The 21,924-nt window shown below is 42.9% G+C and carries 15 protein-coding genes; 14 read left to right on the plus strand and 1 reads right to left on the minus strand.

Annotated elements, in window-relative coordinates; all coding sequences use genetic code 11:
• Positions 1-60: 60 nt before the first annotated feature.
• On the minus strand, positions 61-1,242 hold the full coding sequence (locus A4G17_RS02320) for an ATP-grasp domain-containing protein (protein WP_123957054.1): 1,182 nt from the start codon (positions 1,240-1,242) through the stop codon (positions 61-63).
• A 444-nt stretch (positions 1,243-1,686) separates the two neighbouring features.
• Between A4G17_RS02320 and A4G17_RS02325 the strand changes: the two genes are divergently transcribed.
• The 14 genes from A4G17_RS02325 (at position 1,687) to rbsC (ending at position 21,897) form a co-directional block, all read left to right on the plus strand.
• Complete coding sequence (locus A4G17_RS02325; RefSeq protein WP_123957055.1) at positions 1,687-10,284, plus strand: YadA-like family protein; 8,598 nt, start codon at positions 1,687-1,689, stop codon at positions 10,282-10,284.
• Positions 10,285-10,620: 336 nt separating this feature from the next.
• Entirely contained in the window at positions 10,621-11,004 is a 384-nt protein-coding gene (locus tag A4G17_RS02330) for an ATP synthase subunit I (RefSeq protein ID WP_123957056.1), read from the plus strand.
• Between the two features lie 43 nt (positions 11,005-11,047).
• Positions 11,048-11,839 (plus strand): F0F1 ATP synthase subunit A, encoded by a 792-nt coding sequence (atpB, locus tag A4G17_RS02335; RefSeq protein WP_123957057.1) that lies wholly within the window; start codon positions 11,048-11,050, stop codon positions 11,837-11,839.
• Between the two features lie 158 nt (positions 11,840-11,997).
• The gene (gene atpE, locus A4G17_RS02340) at positions 11,998-12,252 is read left to right on the plus strand and encodes a F0F1 ATP synthase subunit C (protein ID WP_005713637.1); all 255 of its coding nucleotides are present in this window, start codon (positions 11,998-12,000) and stop codon (positions 12,250-12,252) included.
• A gap of 64 nt (positions 12,253-12,316) precedes the next feature.
• The gene (gene atpF, locus A4G17_RS02345) at positions 12,317-12,787 is read left to right on the plus strand and encodes a F0F1 ATP synthase subunit B (protein WP_123957058.1); all 471 of its coding nucleotides are present in this window, start codon (positions 12,317-12,319) and stop codon (positions 12,785-12,787) included.
• A 13-nt stretch (positions 12,788-12,800) separates the two neighbouring features.
• Positions 12,801-13,334 carry a F0F1 ATP synthase subunit delta gene (gene atpH / locus A4G17_RS02350; protein ID WP_123957059.1) on the plus strand — a complete coding sequence of 178 codons (534 nt, stop codon included), beginning with the start codon at positions 12,801-12,803 and terminating at the stop codon, positions 13,332-13,334.
• 12 nt (positions 13,335-13,346) lie between these two features.
• Complete coding sequence (gene atpA, locus A4G17_RS02355; RefSeq protein ID WP_123957060.1) at positions 13,347-14,888, plus strand: F0F1 ATP synthase subunit alpha; 1,542 nt, start codon at positions 13,347-13,349, stop codon at positions 14,886-14,888.
• 22 nt (positions 14,889-14,910) lie between these two features.
• The gene (gene atpG / locus A4G17_RS02360) at positions 14,911-15,777 is read left to right on the plus strand and encodes a F0F1 ATP synthase subunit gamma (protein ID WP_123957061.1); all 867 of its coding nucleotides are present in this window, start codon (positions 14,911-14,913) and stop codon (positions 15,775-15,777) included.
• A gap of 20 nt (positions 15,778-15,797) precedes the next feature.
• Positions 15,798-17,171 (plus strand): F0F1 ATP synthase subunit beta, encoded by a 1,374-nt coding sequence (gene atpD / locus A4G17_RS02365; RefSeq protein ID WP_123957062.1) that lies wholly within the window; start codon positions 15,798-15,800, stop codon positions 17,169-17,171.
• A gap of 32 nt (positions 17,172-17,203) precedes the next feature.
• Positions 17,204-17,623 (plus strand): F0F1 ATP synthase subunit epsilon, encoded by a 420-nt coding sequence (locus A4G17_RS02370; RefSeq protein WP_123957063.1) that lies wholly within the window; start codon positions 17,204-17,206, stop codon positions 17,621-17,623.
• 91 nt (positions 17,624-17,714) lie between these two features.
• The gene (locus A4G17_RS02375) at positions 17,715-18,704 is read left to right on the plus strand and encodes a substrate-binding domain-containing protein (protein ID WP_123957064.1); all 990 of its coding nucleotides are present in this window, start codon (positions 17,715-17,717) and stop codon (positions 18,702-18,704) included.
• Between the two features lie 164 nt (positions 18,705-18,868).
• Positions 18,869-19,288 (plus strand): D-ribose pyranase, encoded by a 420-nt coding sequence (gene rbsD / locus A4G17_RS02380; protein ID WP_123957065.1) that lies wholly within the window; start codon positions 18,869-18,871, stop codon positions 19,286-19,288.
• An 8-nt stretch (positions 19,289-19,296) separates the two neighbouring features.
• Complete coding sequence (gene rbsA / locus A4G17_RS02385) at positions 19,297-20,778, plus strand: ribose ABC transporter ATP-binding protein RbsA (protein ID WP_123957066.1); 1,482 nt, start codon at positions 19,297-19,299, stop codon at positions 20,776-20,778.
• A gap of 159 nt (positions 20,779-20,937) precedes the next feature.
• Positions 20,938-21,897 carry a ribose ABC transporter permease gene (gene rbsC / locus A4G17_RS02390; RefSeq protein ID WP_123957067.1) on the plus strand — a complete coding sequence of 320 codons (960 nt, stop codon included), beginning with the start codon at positions 20,938-20,940 and terminating at the stop codon, positions 21,895-21,897.
• Positions 21,898-21,924: the final 27 nt, after the last annotated feature.

Raw genomic sequence — 21,924 nt, forward strand, 5'->3', positions numbered from 1 at the left:
TCTGTATTTTAACGATCAGACGGTTTTTTGCCCGCCCGTTGCGATTTGTTTTACTCAATATTAAGAATGAGTTGCCTGAGCAAAATGGGCGATTTCGTGCATTTCGTTGATGTCTGCAGTGCGAGCCAAAATACCTTGTTCACCCATGATTTTAGCGAACACGCCAGGCACGCTTTGAACACTGATGATATTGCCTGCGTATTTGCGGCACACCTCGTCAATGGAGTTCACATAATTTTTATTGGCTTTGCGTGAGATATAAACCACATTCCACGGGTGTTGAATTTCCACATAGAATTTATTTTCACGCACGATGTTGGCATATTCGCGGAACACATCGAAATCGTTGGCGTAGTTCCACATATCAATGGTTAAGCCACCTGGTGGACGGCAATTGATTTCTAAAGGCATAATTTCGCCAGTGCCTTTTACGCGGAAAAATTCAAAGTGGAAGAAACGTTCACGCACCCCAAAGGCTTCCACACATTTTTTACCGAGTTTGATTAAATCTTGCGGGATTTCACGCGGAACGTAGAAATAAATATCACGATCTTCGGACACAATGTCGATCACCACTTCTGAATATTCCAAGCCAGAGTAGAACACAATGTTGCCATTGTGGTCGGTTAAGCCATCGAAGGTCACGATATCGCCATCAATGAACTCTTCCATAATGTATTCCACTTGTGGATTTTTATAACCGAAGAAAGCGTCGAGTTCTTCTGCCGATTTGATTTTGTAAGTATCGCTTGCACCTACGCCTGAATTTGGTTTGATAATGACAGGGAAGTTGAGCTGCTTCGCCAGTTTACGAGCATCTTCATCATCTTTAAACACACGCCCTTGAGCTACTTTTAACCCTGCTTTACGGAAGATTTCTTTCATTGCTGATTTCGTTTTGATCGACTTCATATCTTCCGTTTTATAGCCGAACACGTTGAAATCGGTACGCAATTTAGCATCAAGCTCAAGCCAGTATTCATTGTGCGACTCAATACGGTCAATACGTCCGTATTTATGTGCGAAATAGCCCACAGCACGATACACTTGCTCATAGTCTTCCATATTATTCACACGATAATATTCGGTGAGCGAGTTGCGCAGCCCTTCGCTTAATTGCTCGTAAGGGGTGTCAGCAATACCTAAGGTGTTAAAGCCCTGTTCCCGTAATCGTTCCGCAAAAGGTTGGAAGTTTGCTGGAAAGTGCGGGGAAATCATCACAAAGTTACGTGGTGTATGCATAGTGTTTCCTTATTTTTAAACAAAATTTGTCAAGATTTTAATCGAATTTACGCAATAAGCAAATGGAGTGGATCGTTAATGTTATTTTTAGCCATTTTTTATATTGTAGAATGCTACTTCTGTGCGAATGATTTCGTTTAATGTTTTAGGGAATATCGCATTTATTTCTATTGGATTATTTTTTTATTTTAAGTCTTATAAATGACAATATTTTCCAACAAAAAACTAAATAATACAGGAATAGAGTTATGTGTTATTTCTTTTTAAAATCATGAGGTTAAAGGTAAGCAAACAAAGGTTTTCATTGTTTACGAAATTTTTACACTGGTTAAAAAGTATAAGTTACTTGTTTTTGTATTAATTGTTGTTAATATGCATGAGATTTTACGTCCATTTCTGTTTTCATGGGCATGAAACATCCCTAAATTTTAAGAGGAACTTCTAATGAACAAAATTTTTAAAGTGATTTGGCATCACGCAACGCAAAGCTGGGTAGTAACGTCAGAACTCAGCAAAGCTCACGGTAAAACGGCCTCAACAGCCACAGCAGGTGAATCTAACTTACAAATCAACGGTATCTATAAAGCAGGCTTTGTTTATACCGCAATTGCATCGGCTATTTTAATGGTGAGTGGTCAAGTGTTTGCCACTGATCTAGTAACAGGTACTACAGCTAGCTCAGGAGACGATAACTATTGTTCTTATAATAGTGAGAGTGAAAGTGTCATTTGTGGTGATGCAAGTACAAGTACTGTTAAAACGTATGAGACTAAAAAAGCGAAATCAATAGTAATTGGCAAAGGCACTACAAATAACGGCGAGAGCAATGTGGCAATGGGGCTATCTGCAACCACTGAAGGTACTGCATCTGTTGCTATTGGTAATGCTGCTAAAGCAACATTCGATCAATCGGTCTCTATTGGACAGAATGCAGAGGCAAGTGGTCGTTGGGATGTGTCTATTGGTCGTTTTGCTGGTATGGGAGCAACTGCTCCAGCTCCAACAAAAGAAGGAGCAAAACCTAAAGAAGCTGAAGGACGTAACATTGCCATTGGTGATGCGGCACTTAAAAATGGTTTAGATGTTAATAATAATATCGCAATGGGTACGAGTGCAGGTGAAGGTGTTAAAGGTGCTCGCAATGTAATGTTGGGTACTTATGTTAACTCTGCCGAGGCAATTTCAAGAGCTAAGTCTAATAAATCAACGGATACAGAAATTAATGCTAAAACAAGAACAGTAGGTACTCAAACTATTACTTATGTTGAAGTTGAAAATGCCGTCGCCATTGGTCACCGTGCTTTGGCTACTAAAATTGGAGCAACAGCAGTTGGTCAACAAGCCCAAGGCTTTGGGACAACATCGACGGCGGTGGGTAATTCTTCCCGTGCTTTAGGAGATAATTCCGTTGCGATGGGTAATACAGCTAATGCTGGTGCTGGGGGAGCGATTGCTATTGGTTTACATGCTAACTATCAACCTTCTGTTGCAGCATCTGCTGATGGATCAACTCCAAAAATCGATTCAGCATATAAGACAACTGGAGCAAACTCAGTTGCAATTGGTGTACGTACTAATGCTACGTCAAATCATTCAATTGCAATGGGTACTGAGTCTAAAGCATTAGCTCAGGGTGCTGTGGCAGTCGGTTCTGAAAGTAAAACAGAAGGGGTTAATGCAACCGCGATAGGTCAAGTAGCTCATGCAAAAGGTCAAAACTCGTTTGCTGGTGGTAATGACTCACATGCAATTGGTCTATCTTCAGTAGCACTTGGTGATGGTGCTGGTAAAGGTGCTATGACTACAGAAGAGTATAAAGCGGGTAATTATGCTAAAGCTGCATCTGGAAATAGCTCAACAGCAGTTGGCGCATATTCAAAGTCTAAAGGAGAGGGCGGCACCGCTGTTGGTGTATCTGCAGATGCACAAGATTATCGTACAGTTGCAGTTGGTGCATTCAGTACAGCAGTATCTAAAAGCTCAGTCGCTATAGGTGATGCAGCTTATGCACAAGTAGAAGATTCAATTGCTATTGGCCGTAATGTGAGAACAGAGTATCTACCAGCTGATCTAGCTTTAAATAATGAGGGTAGAGGCGATCGTGAAGGGATGATTGCAATAGGTTCCGAAAAAACCAAAGCATCTGGTAAAGCAGCAATTTCAATTGGTCGTAATGCTCAAGGTATTGGTCGTGGTACTGTTGCATTAGGTGATGCTTCTAAAGCACTAGAGGGGCAAGGGGTTGCCGTTGGTGCTCAAGCTAATGTTGCAAGCGGTGCTGCAGGTGGTATTGCAATTGGTTCTTTAGCTAAGTCAGAAAAACATGTTGCAATTGCAATCGGTTCTGAGTCTATCGCTAAGGTAAGCCATGGTGTAGCACTAGGTGCTAAGAGTGTTGCAGATGTTGCTGCGAACCAAGTTGGTAGCGATCCTTTATCTGCAGCCACAGATAAAAATAATACTACTTGGACCTCTACTCATGCTGCAGTGTCAGTTGGTAATGGTACAACCGTAACCCGTCAAATTACTTCTGTTGCAGCTGGTACACAAGATACGGATGCGGTGAATGTGGCTCAATTAAAAGCAGCAGGCTTTGTATTAAATACGGCAGCTGATGGTGGCAATGCAAATAACTCAACTCCAGCTGGAGCAACGGGTGCAGCTGATAATAAAATCGCCAATGGTGAATCTCTTACTTTAAAAGCGGGTAAAGGCATTACTTTGGCTCAAAATGGAGCTGAAGTTAAGATTAGCACAGACTTATCTGCTGAAGACAAAATACATTATTATAGTGTGAATACCACAGACACAGGGGATGAGACTAACTTTAATAATGATGGAGCTAAAGCGATAGATTCTGTTGCTGCGGGTGTGCGTGTTAAAACAACACAAAAAAACTCCGTTGCTATCGGTAGTGATGTTCTTGCAGATGGTGCAGAATCATTAGCTTTAGGTAATAAAGTGAAAGCTATCGGCTTAGGTGCAACCTCTATTGGTAATAACAGCAAGGCAGAGGCAGAAGGTGCTCAGGCATTTGGTCAAAGCTCAACAGCAACAGGTGTAAATTCTGCTGCGATTGGTCGTTTAGCAACGGCAAGTGGTAATCGTGCTTCTGCATTTGGTGTGGGTAATACCGCTTCTGGAGAATCATCATTTGCTGGCGGCGATAAGAGTAAAGCATCTGGTACAGCGACTATCGCTATTGGTTTAAATGCAAGAGCCTCAGAAACTAATACAGTTTCTATTGGTCGCCTATCTGGTTCAGAAGGTGTTGATTTGGCTAATAAAGGTACTAATGCCGATATCACTAGCCGAACAAATGCAGGTAAAACAAGTGCTAATGGTTTATTAAGTGGTACGAATGTTGGTAATGAAGCAGGACACGGTACTATCAATAACCAATATGGTGTAAATATCGGTAATCAAGCTGGTAGTGGTGGCTATAACAGTTACTACGGTGAAGGTGTGTCTATCGGTAACAAAGCCGGTGCAGTCGATAAAACGAATGTAGCAGTTAAAGCAGAGATGGAAAGAGTTTCTACAGAAAGAGGTGCTGCAACTGGCGTGATTATAACGGGCAATACCAATACTGCTATTTCATCAAGAGCAGGTATCAATACGTTAGGGCACGACAATGTTGCAATTGGTAAAGAAGCTGGGGGTTACACTTCAGGTAATGCCAATATTGCAATTGGACGCCACGCAGGGCGCGCAAGCAAATTAAATACGCCGAATAATGAAAATTCTAGAGTCATTGATGCAAACGCATTCTCCAATGCCCGTAATACTATTTCTATGGGGGAGTGGGCAAATGCTTCTGCTAATGATGCAATGGCTTTAGGTTCTCGTGCACAAGCAACACTTGCAAATAATGTTGCGATCGGTTCTAACTCTGTTGACCGTGCTGCAACCTTAGAAGATAGTGCGAAAGTGAACGGCATTTTATATGCAGGTTTTGCAGGAAATGAAAAAGCTGATGGTTCAGCTAGAACTGCGGGTGAAATCAGCGTATTTAGCGTAGGCTCAAAACATAATGAGCGTCAAATCGTGAATGTTGCACCTGGTAATATTTCTGCGACATCCACTGATGCAATCAATGGTAGCCAACTTTATATGGTAGCAAATAACTTGCGTCACAATATGCCAGTTATTTATACCAAAGAAGACGGTACACCATTAGATAACCGTGAAGATGGCTGTTATAACACCGTAACAGGTGGTAAATGTGATAGCTCAACACCAGTTATCGCCTCAATGAGTGCACCAAGAACGGATAAAAATACAAAAGATGGCACAACAACACCCGTAGTATTAACTAATGTCCAACATACATTAACAGATACGTATAGCTCAACTGTTGATCCACGTAATCCAAATGGTACAGCAGTAACGATTACTAAATCGCAATCAGCTCCAACACTATACGATGCAAAAAATGCAAACCCAGACTGGAAATTCCAAAATGCAGCTACAATTCGTGATGTATTAAATACTGGTTGGAATTTACAAAATAATGGCTTGCCAAAAGACTTTGTTAAACCATATGACACAGTGAACTTTGTAGATGGCACGGGTACGACGGTAGTAGTGGAGTCTGATGGGGCCTCGAGCACAGTGAAAGTGAATACTTTAGTTGAGCTTGTCGATGCAGAAGGTAACCCTGTTAAGAAAGCGAAGGATGGTAAGTTCTACAAACCAGCTGATATTGGTGCTGATGGTAACCCAACTGCTGGGGCTAAAGCAGTTGAAAATCCACAAGTGAATTTAGTGAATCCAACTGCAACAGCAGGTAATGAAACTAAATCACCAATTCAGTTAGGTAACCTTGCTGCAGGAACAAACACGTTAGATGGAACATCAACGTTAGAGGGTAAGCCTCTAGTTAAAGTGGGTGATGATTACTACAGACCAGAAGACTTGGATGCTAATGGTAAACCATTATCAGGTAAAACTAATGTTCCTGTTGTGACTCTCCCTAATCCTAATTCGGCGTTTGCAGGCTTAGCTGATTTAGCAACATCAAATCCAAATAATGCGGTAACCGTTTCTGACCTAAGAAAAATGGGTTGGGTATTATCTGGTCAAGCTGAAGATGGATCAGACTACGCAAAAGCAATTAAAAATGCAGATCAAGTGAAGTTTGTTGGTAAAGGTCTTGCTAATGTAACAATTGGTCAAAATGCAGAGACTGGTGCTCAAGAAATAACCTTCGATGTAAAACAAGGTGAAGTTATCAAAGAAGGTGAAGGTACCGCAAAAATTGATGGTCAACCAACAGAAGTTGTGAAAGCTCCAGATGGCAAATACTACAAAAAATCGGATATTGACCCAACAACAGGTGAGCCAAAACCAAATGTAGCACCACTAACCGATGAGCAAGTTGCAACCATTAAAAACAATGGTAACGGTCTAGTGACTGGCCACAAAGTGGCAGAAGCTATCCAAAAATCAGGTTGGACAGTAGGTAAAGCAGAGGCTGAAGAAGCGTTTGAAGTCACTTATACTAATGCAGATGAAAAAGTGAACCCGAATGATAATGTTCGCTTTGCAGATGGTAAAAACACAGTAGCGTCTTTAGGTACTGTGAAGAAATTAGATGCGGATGGCAAAGTTGTTACTACGACTGTTGTGAAAGTGGATGTCGATTTACCAGTTGATTTCAAATATACCGATGCGACAGGCAAAGAGTATGTGAAAGCAAACGATGGTAAGTTCTATGCGAAAAATGAAGTTGGTGTTGATGGCTTCCCAAGCATCAGTGCTCAACCACTTACAGATGACCAAGTTTCTGAATTGAAGAAAGGTGCTCAGCTTACTGATGGGGTAAATGCAAATGGTCAACCAAACAATGGCTATACTGCAAAAGATCCAATTCAAGTTGCAGTACAGCAAGCAGCAGAAAAAGCCGTTAAAGATACTTTAGCCGCTGATCCAGCAGCGACACCAGAAACTATTGCAGCCGCAGTAAAAACAGCTACGGATAAAGCGCGTGTAGAAGCGATTAAAGCAAATCCTGAAGCGAAAGATACGGTGACTGCAGGTACAGGTGGTGTGAACTTGGATAACGTTGCATGGGCAGAAAAACCTGACCAAGCGGTAAACAAAGACCAGTTAGACCAAACTGTCAACAAATCAGGCTTCTTTGTAGAGCAAAACGGTGAGTCAACTATCGCAGGTCAACCAACTGAGAAAGTCACGCCGAACGACACGGTAAACTTTGCAAATGGTGCGAATACCCTTGTGACAGCAGAAACCAAGCGTGATGAAGCAACGGGTGCTGATAAGACAACAGTTACAGTCAATGTAAACGGCTTACCACTTACTTACACGACCAAAGATGCAACAGGCAAAGATGTACCTGTGGCAAAAGTGGGTGATAAGTTCTACCAAGTGGGTGCAGACGGTAAACCAACAGGTGAAGCCTTAACACCAGAGCAAGTGAAAAACTTATCAACTAACTTAGTGAACCCAGAAGCGGGTAAAGGCGAAATTGGTGCACCATCACAATTAGGTAATGTTGCAAATGGTGCAAACACCTTTGTTGCGCCGCAAGTAGATGGCAAAGACATCAAACTCGCTAACGACGGTAAATGGTACAAAGAAAGTGATGTTGGAGCTAACGGTAAACCAACAGATACCGCAACCGCTATTGACCCAGCGAAAGCAGCAGAAGCACTTAAGGCAACACCTAATGGTGGTTTAGTAGATTTCGAGAAATCTAACCCGAACAACGCGGCGACAGTAGGCGACTTACAAAACCTTGGCTTTAACATTGGTACTTCAGAAAACGGTTATACCGACCAAGTACGCAACAATACTAAAGTGGACTTTGTCGGCGATAAGAAATTTATCACCGTAGAAGGTTCAACCAATAAAGACACAGGTGCTCGTGAAATCAAGATTGCCTTGAAAGAAGGCGATGTTATCAAGCCAAATGAAGGCATTGCAACCATTGATGGTCAACCGACTGAAGTAGTGAAAACCCCAGATGGCAACTACTACAAAAAATCAGACATTGACCCAACAACAGGTGAGCCTAAACCAGGTGTTCAACCATTAACACAAGCACAGAAAGACACTGTGGTGAACAATGGTGATGGTTTAGTGACTGGTCACAAAGTCGCAGAAGCATTGCAAAAATCAGGCTGGACAGTGGGTAAAGCGGATGCAGCGGAAGCGGCAAAAGTGGACTACAACCATACACCAGACACGCCAGAGAAAGTAAATCCTGATGACGAAGTACGTTTCGCAGATGGTAAGAACACCCAAGTGTCACTGGGTACGGTGAAGAAAGTGGATAACGAAGGCAAAGTAGTCACAACCACCACAGTGAAAGTGGATGTGGATTTACCAATTGACTTCAAATACACCGATGCAACCGGCAAAGAGTTTGTGAAAGCGAACGACGGTCAGTTCTACGCGAAAGACGATGTGAACCCAGATGGCTCTGTGAAAAAACCAACTGACCCAGCGGCACAAGCACCGAAAGCGTTGAAACCAGAAGAAGTGGCGAAACTCAACAAAGGGGCACAGCTCACTAACGGTCTTGGTAAAGACACGCCGAAGTATGAGGTGAAAGACCCAGTTGCAGCGGCAGCTGAAAAAGCGGTCGCAGATACTTTGGCAGCTAACCCACAAGCAACGCCAGCGGACATCTTAAAAGCAGTAGATGCAGCGAAAGCAGCCGCAATCAAAGCAAATCCAAATGCTAAAGATGAAATCACCAAAGGTACAGGTGGTGTGAACTTGGATAATGTTGCCTGGGCAGAAAAACCAGATCAAGCGGTGAACAAAGATCAGTTAGATCAAACAGTTAACAAATCAGGCTTCTTTGTACAACAAAATGGTGAGTCCACCAACGGTAAGGGTAAACCGACTGAAAAAGTGACCCCGAACGATGTGGTTGATTTCACCAATGGTGCAAATACGGTTGTAACAGCAGAAACAACACGTGATGAAAAAACAGGTGTGGATACAACCAAAGTTTCTGTACACGTAAATGGTTTACCACTTACCTACACAACTAAAGATGCAAGTGGTAAAGATGTGCCTGTAGCGAAAGTGGGAGACAAGTTCTACCAAGTGGGTGCAGATGGCAAACCAGATATGACTAAACCTGCGGATGTGAATGCATTAAGCACTAACTTAGTGAACCCAGCGGCACCGAATGGTGAAATTGGTAAACCATCACAATTAGGTAATGTTGCAAATGGTGCAAACACCTTTAATGCACCAGTTGTTGATGGTGAGAAAATTAAACTCGCTAACGACGGTAAATGGTACAAAGAAAGTGATGTTGGAGCTAATGGTAAGCCAACAGATACCGCAACCGCTATTGACCGAACAAAAGCGAAAGATGCTTTAGGTACAGCAGGTAACGGTGGTTTAGCGGATTTTGCAAACTCTAACCCGAACAATGCAGCGACCGTGGGTGATTTACAAAACTTAGGCTTTGTGATTGGCACAGCAGATGACAAATACAAAGATCAAGTGCGTAATAACAGCCGTGTTGAGTTTGCAAGTGGCAACAAAAATGCAACGGTCACAGGTTCAACGCTGGCTGATGGCACACGTCAAGTGAAAGTAACCATTTCGGATAATCCAGTATTTAACACTATTCAAGTTGGTGGAGATAAAGGTCCGAAAGTTGGCTCAACATCAACGGGTGACTTATCTGTGAGTAAGGCTGATGGCTCTGCGGCACGTATTACCAATGTTGCACCAGGTGTAAACGGCACTGATGCAGTGAACGTAAACCAACTTAACCAAGGTTTGGGTGATGTTCATAAACGCATTAATAAAACTAACAAAGACCTCCGTGGTGGTATCGCTGGTTCGAATGCCGCAGCAGGCTTACCACAAGTTTACTTACCAGGTAAATCAATGGTGGCAGCTGCAGCAGGTACCTATAAAGGCGAAAGTGCGGTGGCTGTAGGTTACTCACGTGCAAGTGACAACGGTAAAGTTATCTTGAAACTTCAAGGTAATGCGAATACTCGCGGAGACTTCGGTGGATCTGTGGGTGTAGGTTACCAATGGTAATACACTAATAAGCGGTGAGATTTCACCTTCATTTTGCAAACGGACACCTTCGGGTGTCCGTTTTTTTTATGTTGTTTGTAATGAACGACTTGCAAAATTTGGGGAGGAACTGACCGCTTGTTGTTTTGTCTTACCAGACTTTTTAGGTGAAAAATCGAAAACCAGTGAGAAATTTGGAGAAAATGTCAAAAATGTTAAATACTTAACATTTTTTCTTTGGTTTAGTGGTTGGAATCATCAGCTATTGTGCGTATAATTCACAAGATTTTTTGTAACGAAACAGTGCATTTTCATTAGCATTAGCAAACGTTTAACTGAATAGCTTGAGTAAAAAGTATGTCGGCAGTTCTTCAACAAACCAAGCAACTTTATCGTAAAGTGATGTTCGTTGAATGCTGTGGTTTAGTGAGCGGTACTTTACTTTTGTTGCTAGTGCAAAATGTTTCAGCCGCATTCGCTTTTTTACTGGGGGGATTAAGTAGTTTTTTACCCCAATGTCTGTTCATTTTTTGGGTGTTCTTTCGTAAAAATACAAAAAACACCAATAAAATGGCGGCATTCTATCGGGGAGAGGGGCTAAAATGGCTGGCAACTATCGTGTTAATGGTTACGGCGCTGATAGGTTTTCCGAATTTGAATGTGTTACTGTTTTTTAGTGGATATTTTCTGTTTTTAATTTGTAATGGTTTGTTGCCGATTTTCTTGACGCAACAGACCTAATGCTTTGAATCTTTTCATTTTTAAATTCTCAAAGGGATAAATTATGGCTGGTCAAACAACGGCTGACTATATTAGTCACCACTTATCATTCTTGAAAACGGGCGACGGTTTTTGGAATGTGCATTTAGACACTCTGTTTTTCTCAGTAGTTGCTGGGGTGATCTTTCTCTTTTTCTTTTACCGTGTGGCAAAAAATGCAACTAACGGCGTGCCAGGAAAATTTCAATGCTTCGTTGAAATGATTATTGAATGGGTAGATGGCATGGTGAAAGAAAACTTTCATGGCTCTCGCCAAGTCGTTGCACCATTAGCACTCACCGTATTCTGCTGGGTGTTTGTCATGAATGCGATCGACCTTATCCCTGTTGATTTCCCTCCACAAATTGCTGCAATGCTAGGCATTGACTACTTGCGTGCAGTACCAACTGCCGATATCAGTGCAACGTTAGGTATGGCAATTTGTGTGTTCTGTTTAATCATTTTCTATACGATTAGGTCAAAAGGTGTAGGCGGTTTCATTAAAGAATACACCCTTCACCCGTTCAATCATTGGGCGTTCATTCCAGTGAACTTTGTCTTAGAAATGGTTACGCTGTTAGCAAAACCAATTTCATTAGCATTCCGTTTATTCGGAAATATGTATGCAGGTGAGCTAATCTTTATCTTAATTGCAGTAATGTATATGGCAGACAACTTCTTGCTTCAAGCGTTAGGTTTGCCATTACATTTAGCTTGGGCGATTTTCCACATTTTGATCATTACGCTTCAAGCCTTTATCTTTATGATGCTAACGATTGTTTACTTGAGTATTGCTTATAACAAGGCAGATCACTAAACAAATGATAGGATGCAAGCGGTTACTTACTGCTGAAAATTTGCAAAAAATTCTCAGGAACTATCCGCTTGTAAAACCGAATCATCTTAACTTTTTTATTTAACTTTTTTATTAACCTTAGCCGCAAGGCTTTTTCCTCAATCTTAATGGAGAACATTATGGAAACTGTAATTACAGCAACAATTATTGGTGCGTCAATCCTACTTGCTTTTGCTGCACTTGGTACAGCAATTGGCTTCGCAATTTTAGGTGGTAAATTCTTAGAGTCTTCAGCTCGCCAACCTGAATTAGCAAGTAGCTTACAAACTAAAATGTTTATCGTTGCAGGTCTTCTTGATGCGATTGCAATGATTGCAGTTGGTATCTCTTTACTTTTCATCTTCGCAAACCCGTTCATTGATTTATTGAAATAAGTCGGATTTGTTTTATAAACCATAGTTACTTTCGAGTAACTTAGCCGACTTTGAGGAGGGCGTTGTGAACTTAAATGCAACACTAATTGGTCAACTGATTGCGTTCACACTGTTTGTGTGGTTCTGCATGAAATTTGTTTGGCCGCCGCTCATTGGAGCGATTGAATCGCGTCAAGCTAAAATTGCAGACGCACTTGCAAGCGCTGAAAAAGCGAAGCAAGAACAAGCTGACACGAAAGTTTTGGTTGAGCAAGAACTTGCCAAAGCGCGTGAAGAAGCACAACACATCATCGATTTAGCAACAAAACGTCGCAATGAGATTTTAGAATCTGTGCAAGCAGAAGCTGAAGCAGAAAGAGCGAAAATTATTGAGCAAGGTTACGCCGAAGTTGAAAGCGAACGTAAACGTGTTCAAGAAGAGCTTCGTCAAAAAGTGGCTGCATTGGCGGTTGCCGGTGCAGAGAAAATTGTGGGTCGTTCCGTTGATGCGGCGGCAAACAATGACATTATTGATAAGCTAGTTGCAGAATTATAATTGAGAGGGGCCTATGTCAGAATTAACTACAGTAGCTCGCCCCTATGCTAAAGCAGCTTTTGATTTTGCTTTAGAACAAGGTCAGTTAGACAAATGGCAAAGTATGTTGCAATTTGCCTCATTGGTAGCAGAAAATGAAGAAGTTCAAGGCTTTATCCGTTCTTCATTAGCCACCAGCAAAATTGCAGATGCGTTTATTGCGATTTGTGCAGAACAACTTGATCAACATGGGCAAAATTTCATTCGTGTAATGGCTGAAAATAAACGTCTTGCGGCGTTATCTGCTGTGTATCAAGGTTTCCTTGAATTGCGTGCAAACCATGAAGCCGTCAAAGAAGTTTTTGTCACTTCAGCAACTCCTTTAACTGCTGCTCAAGAAACAAAAATTGCAAATGCAATGAAAGTGAAATTAAACAGCCAAGTTCGTCTTATTACCAAAGTTGATCCTGCATTATTGGCGGGTGCGGTAATTCGCTATGATGACACTGTTATTGACGGCAGCAGTAAAGGTCAGTTAAACCGTTTGAGCCAAGAGTTGTGCTTGTAAGAGGAATAGAAAATGCAACTAAATTCTACAGAAATTAGTGAATTGATTAAAAAACGTATTGCACAGTTCAATGTGGTAAGTGAAGCACAAAGTACTGGGACAATCGTTTCGGTTAGCGATGGGGTTATTCGTATCCATGGCTTATCCGATGTAATGCAAGGTGAGATGATTGAGTTGCCAGGCAACCGTTATGCTATCGCCTTAAACTTAGAAAGAGATTCAGTTGGTGCAGTAGTCATGGGTCCATACGCTGATTTAGCAGAAGGTATGGAAGTGAAATGCACTGGTCGTATTTTAGAAGTGCCAGTGGGTCGTGGTTTGTTAGGTCGTGTGGTAAACACCCTCGGTCAGCCTATCGATGGTAAAGGTGAAATCCAAAACGATGGTTTCTCACCAATCGAAGTGATCGCACCAGGTGTTATCGATCGTCAATCAGTTGATCAACCTGTACAAACGGGTTACAAAGCGGTTGACTCAATGGTGCCAATCGGTCGTGGTCAGCGTGAATTAATTATTGGTGACCGTCAAACGGGTAAAACCGCATTAGCTATCGATGCGATCATTAATCAACGTGATTCAGGCATTAAATGTATCTACGTGGCGATCGGTCAAAAAGCATCGACCATTTCTAACGTGGTGCGTAAATTAGAAGAGCATGGTGCGTTACAAAACACTATCGTGGTTGTCGCATCTGCATCAGAATCTGCCGCGTTGCAATACCTTGCTCCATATGCTGGTTGTGCAATGGGTGAGTACTTCCGTGATCGCGGTGAAGATGCGTTGATCGTTTATGATGATTTGTCTAAGCAAGCAGTTGCTTACCGTCAAATTTCACTTCTTTTACGTCGTCCGCCAGGCCGTGAAGCGTACCCAGGTGACGTATTCTACCTACACTCACGTTTACTTGAACGAGCATCTCGTGTAAATGCAGATTATGTAGAACGTTTCACCAACGGAGCAGTGAAAGGTCAAACTGGTTCATTAACCGCTTTACCAATTATCGAAACCCAAGCGGGTGATGTTTCAGCATTCGTTCCAACTAACGTAATTTCGATTACTGATGGTCAGATTTTCTTAGAGTCTGGCTTGTTTAACGCAGGTATTCGCCCAGCAGTAAACCCAGGTATTTCGGTATCTCGTGTTGGTGGCTCTGCACAAACTAAATTGGTTAAAAAATTAGCGGGTGGTATCCGTACCGCACTTGCTCAATATCGTGAATTAGCGGCGTTTGCACAGTTCGCATCAGACTTAGACGATGCAACACGCAAACAGTTATCACACGGTCAAAAAGTAACTGAGCTTCTTAAACAGAAACAATTCTCGCCAATGTCTGTCGCACAGTTAGGTTTATCTCTCGCTGCGGCTGAATTTGGTTATTTAGATGATGTGGAAGTTGAGCGTGTCGGTTCTTTTGAAGCAAATCTTTTAGATTATGCAGCTGCAAACTACGGCGAGTTTATGAAAGAACTCTCTCAATCAGGCAACTATAATGATGATATCAAAGCAAAATTGATCGAAATTTTGGATAGCTTCAAAAAGAATAGTGCTTGGTAATCTACTTTAGCGGAGAAAGAATATGGCAGGTGCTAAAGAGATAAGAACCAAAATTGCGAGTGTTCGTAATACACAAAAAATTACCAAAGCGATGGAAATGGTTGCTGCATCAAAAATGCGTAAAACCCAAGAGAGAATGTCGGCGTCTCGCCCATACTCAGAATCTATTCGTCGGGTAATTAGCCATATTGCCAAAGGTAACGTTGAGTATAAACACCCTTTCTTAACCCCACGTGAAGTGAAAAAAGTGGGCTATCTTGTGGTTTCAACTGACCGTGGTCTTTGCGGTGGTTTGAACATTAATTTATTTAAAATGGTTTTAAATGAGTTAAAGGTACAAGATGATAAAGGGGTAAAATCAGTCGTTGGTTTAATTGGAAATAAAGCAATTTCTTTCTTCCAATCTGTTGGTGTTGAAATTAAGGCCCATGTTTCGGGCTTAGGTGATGCACCAACAATGGAGGATTTGGTTGGGATCGTAAATGGTATGATTAACCGTTATCGTGAAGGTGAAATTGACGAAGTTTATGTCGTTTATAATACTTTCGTTAACACGATGTCACAAAAACCAACCTTACAAAAATTGTTACCGCTTCCAACTCTTGCAGATGACCATTTGGAGTCAACAGGTTCGTGGGATTATCTCTATGAGCCAAATCCAAAAGCATTGCTAGATAGCTTATTAGTTCGCTATTTAGAATCTCAAGTGTACCAAGCGATTGTAGATAATCTTGCGTCCGAACAGGCAGCTAGAATGGTGGCAATGAAAGCAGCAACTGATAATGCAGGCAACTTAATCAATGAATTACAGTTGGTGTATAACAAAGCTCGCCAAGCAAGTATTACGAATGAATTAAATGAAATTGTCGCGGGTGCCGCAGCAATTTAATCAAGAATAGAGGAACGGTAATGGCAACGGGAAAAATTGTACAAATCATCGGTGCGGTAATCGATGTTGAGTTTCCGCAAGATGCAGTACCAAAAGTTTATGATGCATTAAAAGTTGAAACAGGATTAACTCTTGAAGTTCAACAACAATTAGGTGGCGGTGTGGTTCGTTGTATCGCACTTGGCACATCTGATGGTCTAAAACGTGGTTTAAAAGTTGAAAATACAGGCAATGCGATTGAGGTGCCAGTTGGGACTAAAACCCTTGGTCGTATTATGAATGTATTGGGTGAGCCAATCGATGAAGCGGGTCCAATCGGTGAAGAAGAACGTTGGGCAATTCACCGTGCAGCACCAAGCTACGAAGAACAAGCAAACAGCACTGAATTATTAGAAACAGGGATCAAGGTTATCGACTTAGTAGCTCCTTTCGCTAAAGGGGGTAAAGTTGGTCTATTCGGTGGTGCGGGCGTAGGTAAAACCGTTAATATGATGGAGTTAATCCGTAACATTGCAATCGAGCACTCAGGTTACTCAGTGTTTGCAGGTGTTGGTGAGCGTACTCGTGAGGGTAACGACTTCTACCACGAGATGAAAGACTCTAACGTATTAGATAAAGTATCACTTGTTTACGGTCAGATGAATGAGCCACCAGGCAACCGTCTGCGTGTGGCATTAACGGGCTTAACTATGGCGGAAAAATTCCGTGATGAAGGTCGTGACGTCTTATTCTTCGTGGATAATATCTATCGTTACACCCTTGCAGGTACTGAAGTATCCGCATTGTTAGGTCGTATGCCATCAGCGGTAGGTTATCAGCCAACCCTTGCAGAAGAAATGGGTGTACTCCAAGAGCGTATTACTTCAACCAAAACAGGTTCTATTACCTCGGTGCAAGCGGTTTATGTTCCTGCCGATGACTTAACTGACCCATCGCCAGCGACTACCTTTGCTCATTTAGACTCAACGGTGGTATTGAGCCGTCAAATCGCATCACTTGGTATCTACCCAGCGGTTGACCCACTTGATTCTACTTCACGTCAGTTAGACCCACTCGTTGTTGGTCAAGAACACTACGATGTTGCCCGTGGCGTACAAGGTACATTGCAACGTTATAAAGAGTTAAAAGACATTATCGCCATTCTTGGTATGGATGAATTGTCTGAAGATGACAAACTTGTGGTTGCTCGTGCTCGTAAAATTGAACGTTTCTTATCGCAACCATTCCACGTTGCAGAAGTGTTCAATGGCGTGCCTGGTAAATTCGTACCATTAAAAGAAACGATTCGTGGTTTCAAAGGCATCTTAGCTGGCGAATACGACCATATCCCAGAACAAGCGTTCTATATGGCTGGTTCAATTGACGAAGTGGTTGAACGCGCGAACAAGATGTAATTGTTCCCTAACATTTAAAAAAGGAGAACAACATGGCATCTCAATTTGAACTCACTGTGGTGAGTGCAGAGCGTAAAATTTTCTGCGGCGACGTAACGAGTGTGCGTGTTTCAGGGGTCGATGGGGAACTTGGTGTCTATGCGGGACACACCCCATTATTAACCGCAATTAAACCGGGTATGGTGAAATTCACCCTTGCTGATGGCAAAGAAGAATTCATCTATGTATCGGGAGGCTTCCTTGAAGTGCAACCAACCGTTGTTACCGTGCTTGCAGACACCGCAATTCGTGGTGAAGAGTTGGATGAACAACGCATTTTAGCAGCAAAACGCAGAGCGGAAGAAACTCTCGGCAAAACCAACGATGCGGATCTCACCGCAAAATTGGCTCGCGAAATTGCGAAATTGCGTGTTTACGAACTTACAAAATCTCAGCTATCGAGTCGTCGATAAGTTGGAAATCCGACGCTTTAGCCCATGGCTAAAGCGTTATTTTTTTGTCTACAAGCGGTCAGTTCCAATAAATTTTTTGCAAAGGTCATCTATGGCAACAATGAAAGACATCGCACGGATTGCACAAGTCTCGCTTTCGACGGTTTCCCACGTGGTAAATGGTTCTCGCTTTGTAAGTCCTGAAATCACTGAAAAAGTGCAGAAAGTAATCAAGGAGTTGGACTATAAACCATCTCTTGTCGCCCGTAGCCTGAAAATCAAAGAAACCAACACCCTTGGAATGTTGGTCACTGCCAGTAGCAACCCGTTTTTTGCGGAGGTGGTTCGCCACGTTGAACGCTATTGTGAACGCCACAACTATCATCTGATTTTGGTGAATACCGATGGCAACCCCCAAAGTCTCAAAAAACACTTGGATAGACTGCTTGCCAAACAAGTCGATGGCTTGTTGTTGATGTGTGCAGAGCCGCAAGATTTTGAACCTGAAATTTTAGCAAATTTGCAATTACCAATGGTGGTTATCGACTGGTGGCAACAGCCGTTAAATGCAGATATTATTCACGAAAATTCTGAACTTGGTGGCTATCTTGCAACAAAAGCGTTAATTGATGCAGGCTATACCGATGTTGCGGTGATCACAGGGGAACGTTCGAAACCGCTTACTGTCAACCGTTTGAAAGGCTACAAGCGGTCACTTTCAGAGAAAAATTTGCAAATCCGTCCCGAATGGATCATCGAAAGCCACTTCCACTACGATGGTGGCGTGGAAGCCACCCGCAAATTGCTCGCACTACCCAATCGCCCGCAAGCCATTTTTGCGATGAGCGACAGCATTGCAATTGGAGCATATCAAGCAATTTGGCAAGCAGGATTACGCATTCCGCAAGACATCGCGATCATTGGCTACGACAACATTGAACTCACTCAATTCCTCGCCCCTCCGCTTTCCACCATTCACCAACCGAAAGCTCGCCTCGCCAAAAATGCGGTTGAGCAACTCCTTGCCCGCATTCGAGAACCGAACAAGCCGATTGAAACGATTCAATTGGAACCCGAATTGGTAAAACGATCTTCCTTCTAATGTTGTAGGATGCCTCACAACTATCTTTTCCCCAATTTTTTGAACCACTTCACACTTTCAATATAATCTGATTGTTTTTTGGCTCAAAATTGCTTAGGCTTTAGCTATCGAAACGTTTCGATTGTGGTTTTTTACGGAACGAAGAATAATCAAGGTGGTTTTTGATGAAAAAAACAACGATTTTAAATGCACAACTTTCCCATTTAATTGCAACAATGGGGCATACAGATGGGTTGACAATTTGCGATGCGGGGCTACCCATTCCTGCCGATCAAACTTGCATTGATTTAGCACTGACCAAAGGTCTTCCTGATTTTTTATCCACATTACAAGCGGTTATTTCTGAGCTATTTGTGGAAAAAATTGTGTTGGCGAGTGAAATTAAGCAGATCAATCCACAAACAGAACAGCAAGTTTTGGCGATAGTTGAAAAACTGGCGGCGGAGCAAGGTAAACCGATTGCGGTGGAATATGTGCCACATAGTGAGTTTAAAGTCCAAAGCAACCAAGCCAAAGGGGTGGTGAGAACGGGCGAGTGTTCGCCTTATGCCAATGTGATTTTGTATTCGGGCGTGCCGTTTTAGGTGAAAATATGCAAACCTTATTAAAAATCAATGGGATAGATAAAGCCTTCCCTGGTGTACAAGCCTTGAAAAATGCCTGTCTGAATGTCTATGCGGGACGTGCAATGGCGTTGATGGGCGAAAATGGGGCGGGTAAATCGACCCTAATGAAAATTCTGACGGGAATTTATCAGAGAGATGCAGGGACGATCGAGTATCTCGGACAAGCGGTTAAATTTGCCAACCCGAAAGCCTCACAGGAAGCGGGGTTGAGTATTATCCACCAAGAGTTGAACATTCTCGGCAACTTGTCGATTGCGGAAAATATCTTTCTCGGGCGTGAGTTCACCAATGCGTGGGGCGGGATTGATTGGCGTAAAATGTATGAGGAATCCGACCGCTTGTTGGCTCGCCTTGGCGTAAGCCACTCTAGTCGTAAGATGGCGAGCGAGCTGTCGATTGGTGAGTTGCAGATGGTTGAAATCGCGAAGGCATTGAGTTTTAAGTCAAAAGTGATTGTGATGGATGAACCAACGGATGCCTTGACAGACACGGAAACGGACGCATTATTTGGTGTGATCCGTGATTTGAAAGCTCAAGGCTGCGGTATTGTCTATATTTCCCACCGTATCAAAGAAATTTTTGAGATTTGTGATGATGTTACCGTCTTACGCGATGGGCAATTTATCGGCGAGAGTTCGGTGGCGGATTTAACAGAAGATCGCCTGATTGAAATGATGGTTGGTCGTAAGTTGGAAGATCAATACCCGCATATTGATGTGCCGATGGGCGATGTGCGTTTGCAGGTCAAAAATCTTTCGGGTAGCGGCGTGCATAATGTCAGCTTTGAATTGCGACGGGGCGAAATTCTAGGTGTGTCAGGCTTAATGGGGGCGGGTCGAACAGAGCTGATGAAAGTGCTGTATGGTGCGTTGCCGAAAACGGCGGGCGAAGTGCTGCTCAATGGTCAGCCGATCAGTAATCGCAACGCCCAAGATGGTTTGAACAATGGCATTGTTTATATTTCAGAAGATCGCAAAGGCGATGGGCTGATTTTGGGTATGTCGGTCAAAGAGAATATGTCGCTGACGGCGTTGCAATTTCTGTCACAATTTGGACGCATCAATCGTGAGTTGGAACGCACTGCAGTGGACGATTTCATTCTGCTGTTTAATATCAAAACCCCAAGCCGAGACAAACTGATCGGCGAGCTTTCTGGCGGTAACCAGCAAAAAGTGGCGATTGCCAAAGGTTTAATGACCCGTCCAAAAGTGCTGATTTTAGATGAACCAACCCGTGGTGTGGATGTTGGGGCGAAGAAAGAAATCTATCAGCTGATCAACAAATTCAAAGCAGAAGGCTTGAGTATCATTATGGTGTCAAGCGATATGCCTGAAGTATTGGGAATGTCCGACCGCATTTTAGTCATGCGTGAAGGGCAAATCAGCGGTGAATTTTCCCGCCAAGACGCAACCCAAGAGAAGTTGCTTGCCGCGGCGATAGGAAAGTAACTAAAGAAAATCCCTGTCTTTTTTCTTTCGCTTGTTGCTAACTTTAGAGGGAACTTTTCAACCTTACCCGCAAAAGTGTATGCAACCGTTTCGGTGAAAATTTGGGGAACAAGCGGTCAGATTTTCGGAATTTTTTGCAAATAAAAAAAGGAATGCTCGATGAGTAAACAATTCAACCTTACTAAATTTTTGATTGAGCAACGCTCGATTATTGCGTTATTGACGCTGATTGCGGTGGTATCGTTTTTGAATCCGAACTTTTTCACCACGGATAATCTTCTCAACATTTTGCGACAAACCTCCGTCAATGCGATCATCGCAATTGGGATGACATTCGTGATTTTAATTGCGGGGATCGATCTTTCGGTTGGCTCGGTACTTGCCTTAACGGGGGCGGTGGCTGCGACACTGGTAGGAATGGATTTACCAATTTACTTGGTAGTGCCGGCGGTGTTGGTGTTTGGTGGTGTGATCGGCTTATTGAATGGCTCGTTGGTGGCTTTCGGTAAGGTACAGGCGTTTATGGCGACGTTGATCACGATGTTGCTCCTACGTGGGATCACGATGATTTATATGGGCGGCCGCCCAATTAGTACAGGCTTCTCGGATAGTGCTGATGCCTTTGCTGAAATCGGAACGGGCGTGTGGTTCGGTGTGCCAGTGCCAGTATGGTTAATGTTTATTCTGTTCGCTCTCGGCTGGTTCTTACTTACCCAAACTCGAATCGGACGTTATATCTACGCTTTGGGGGGTAACGAATCCGCCACGGCACTTTCAGGCATCAACGTCCATAAGGTGAAGCTATTTGTGTTTGCGGTGAGCGGTGTGTTGGCAGCGTTGGCTGGGTTGATTGTCACCTCCCGTCTTGGCTCCGCACAACCAACGGCTGGAACAGGCTATGAATTAGATGCGATTGCAGCAGTCGTGGTGGGTGGCACATCGCTAATGGGCGGTAAAGGCAGAATTATCGGTACGTTGATCGGGGCATTGATCATCGGCTTTTTAAGCAACGCCCTCAACTTGCTCGATATCGACTCTTACTATCAACTGGTCGCCAAAGCTTTAGTTATCCTCGCTGCCGTGATTTTAGATAACTTTATCGGACAGAAAAAGGCATAACCAGCGAAATGTAGGCGGAGGGTAGGG

The organism is Frederiksenia canicola, from assembly GCF_011455495.1.
GTDB classification, from domain to species: domain Bacteria; phylum Pseudomonadota; class Gammaproteobacteria; order Enterobacterales; family Pasteurellaceae; genus Frederiksenia; species Frederiksenia canicola.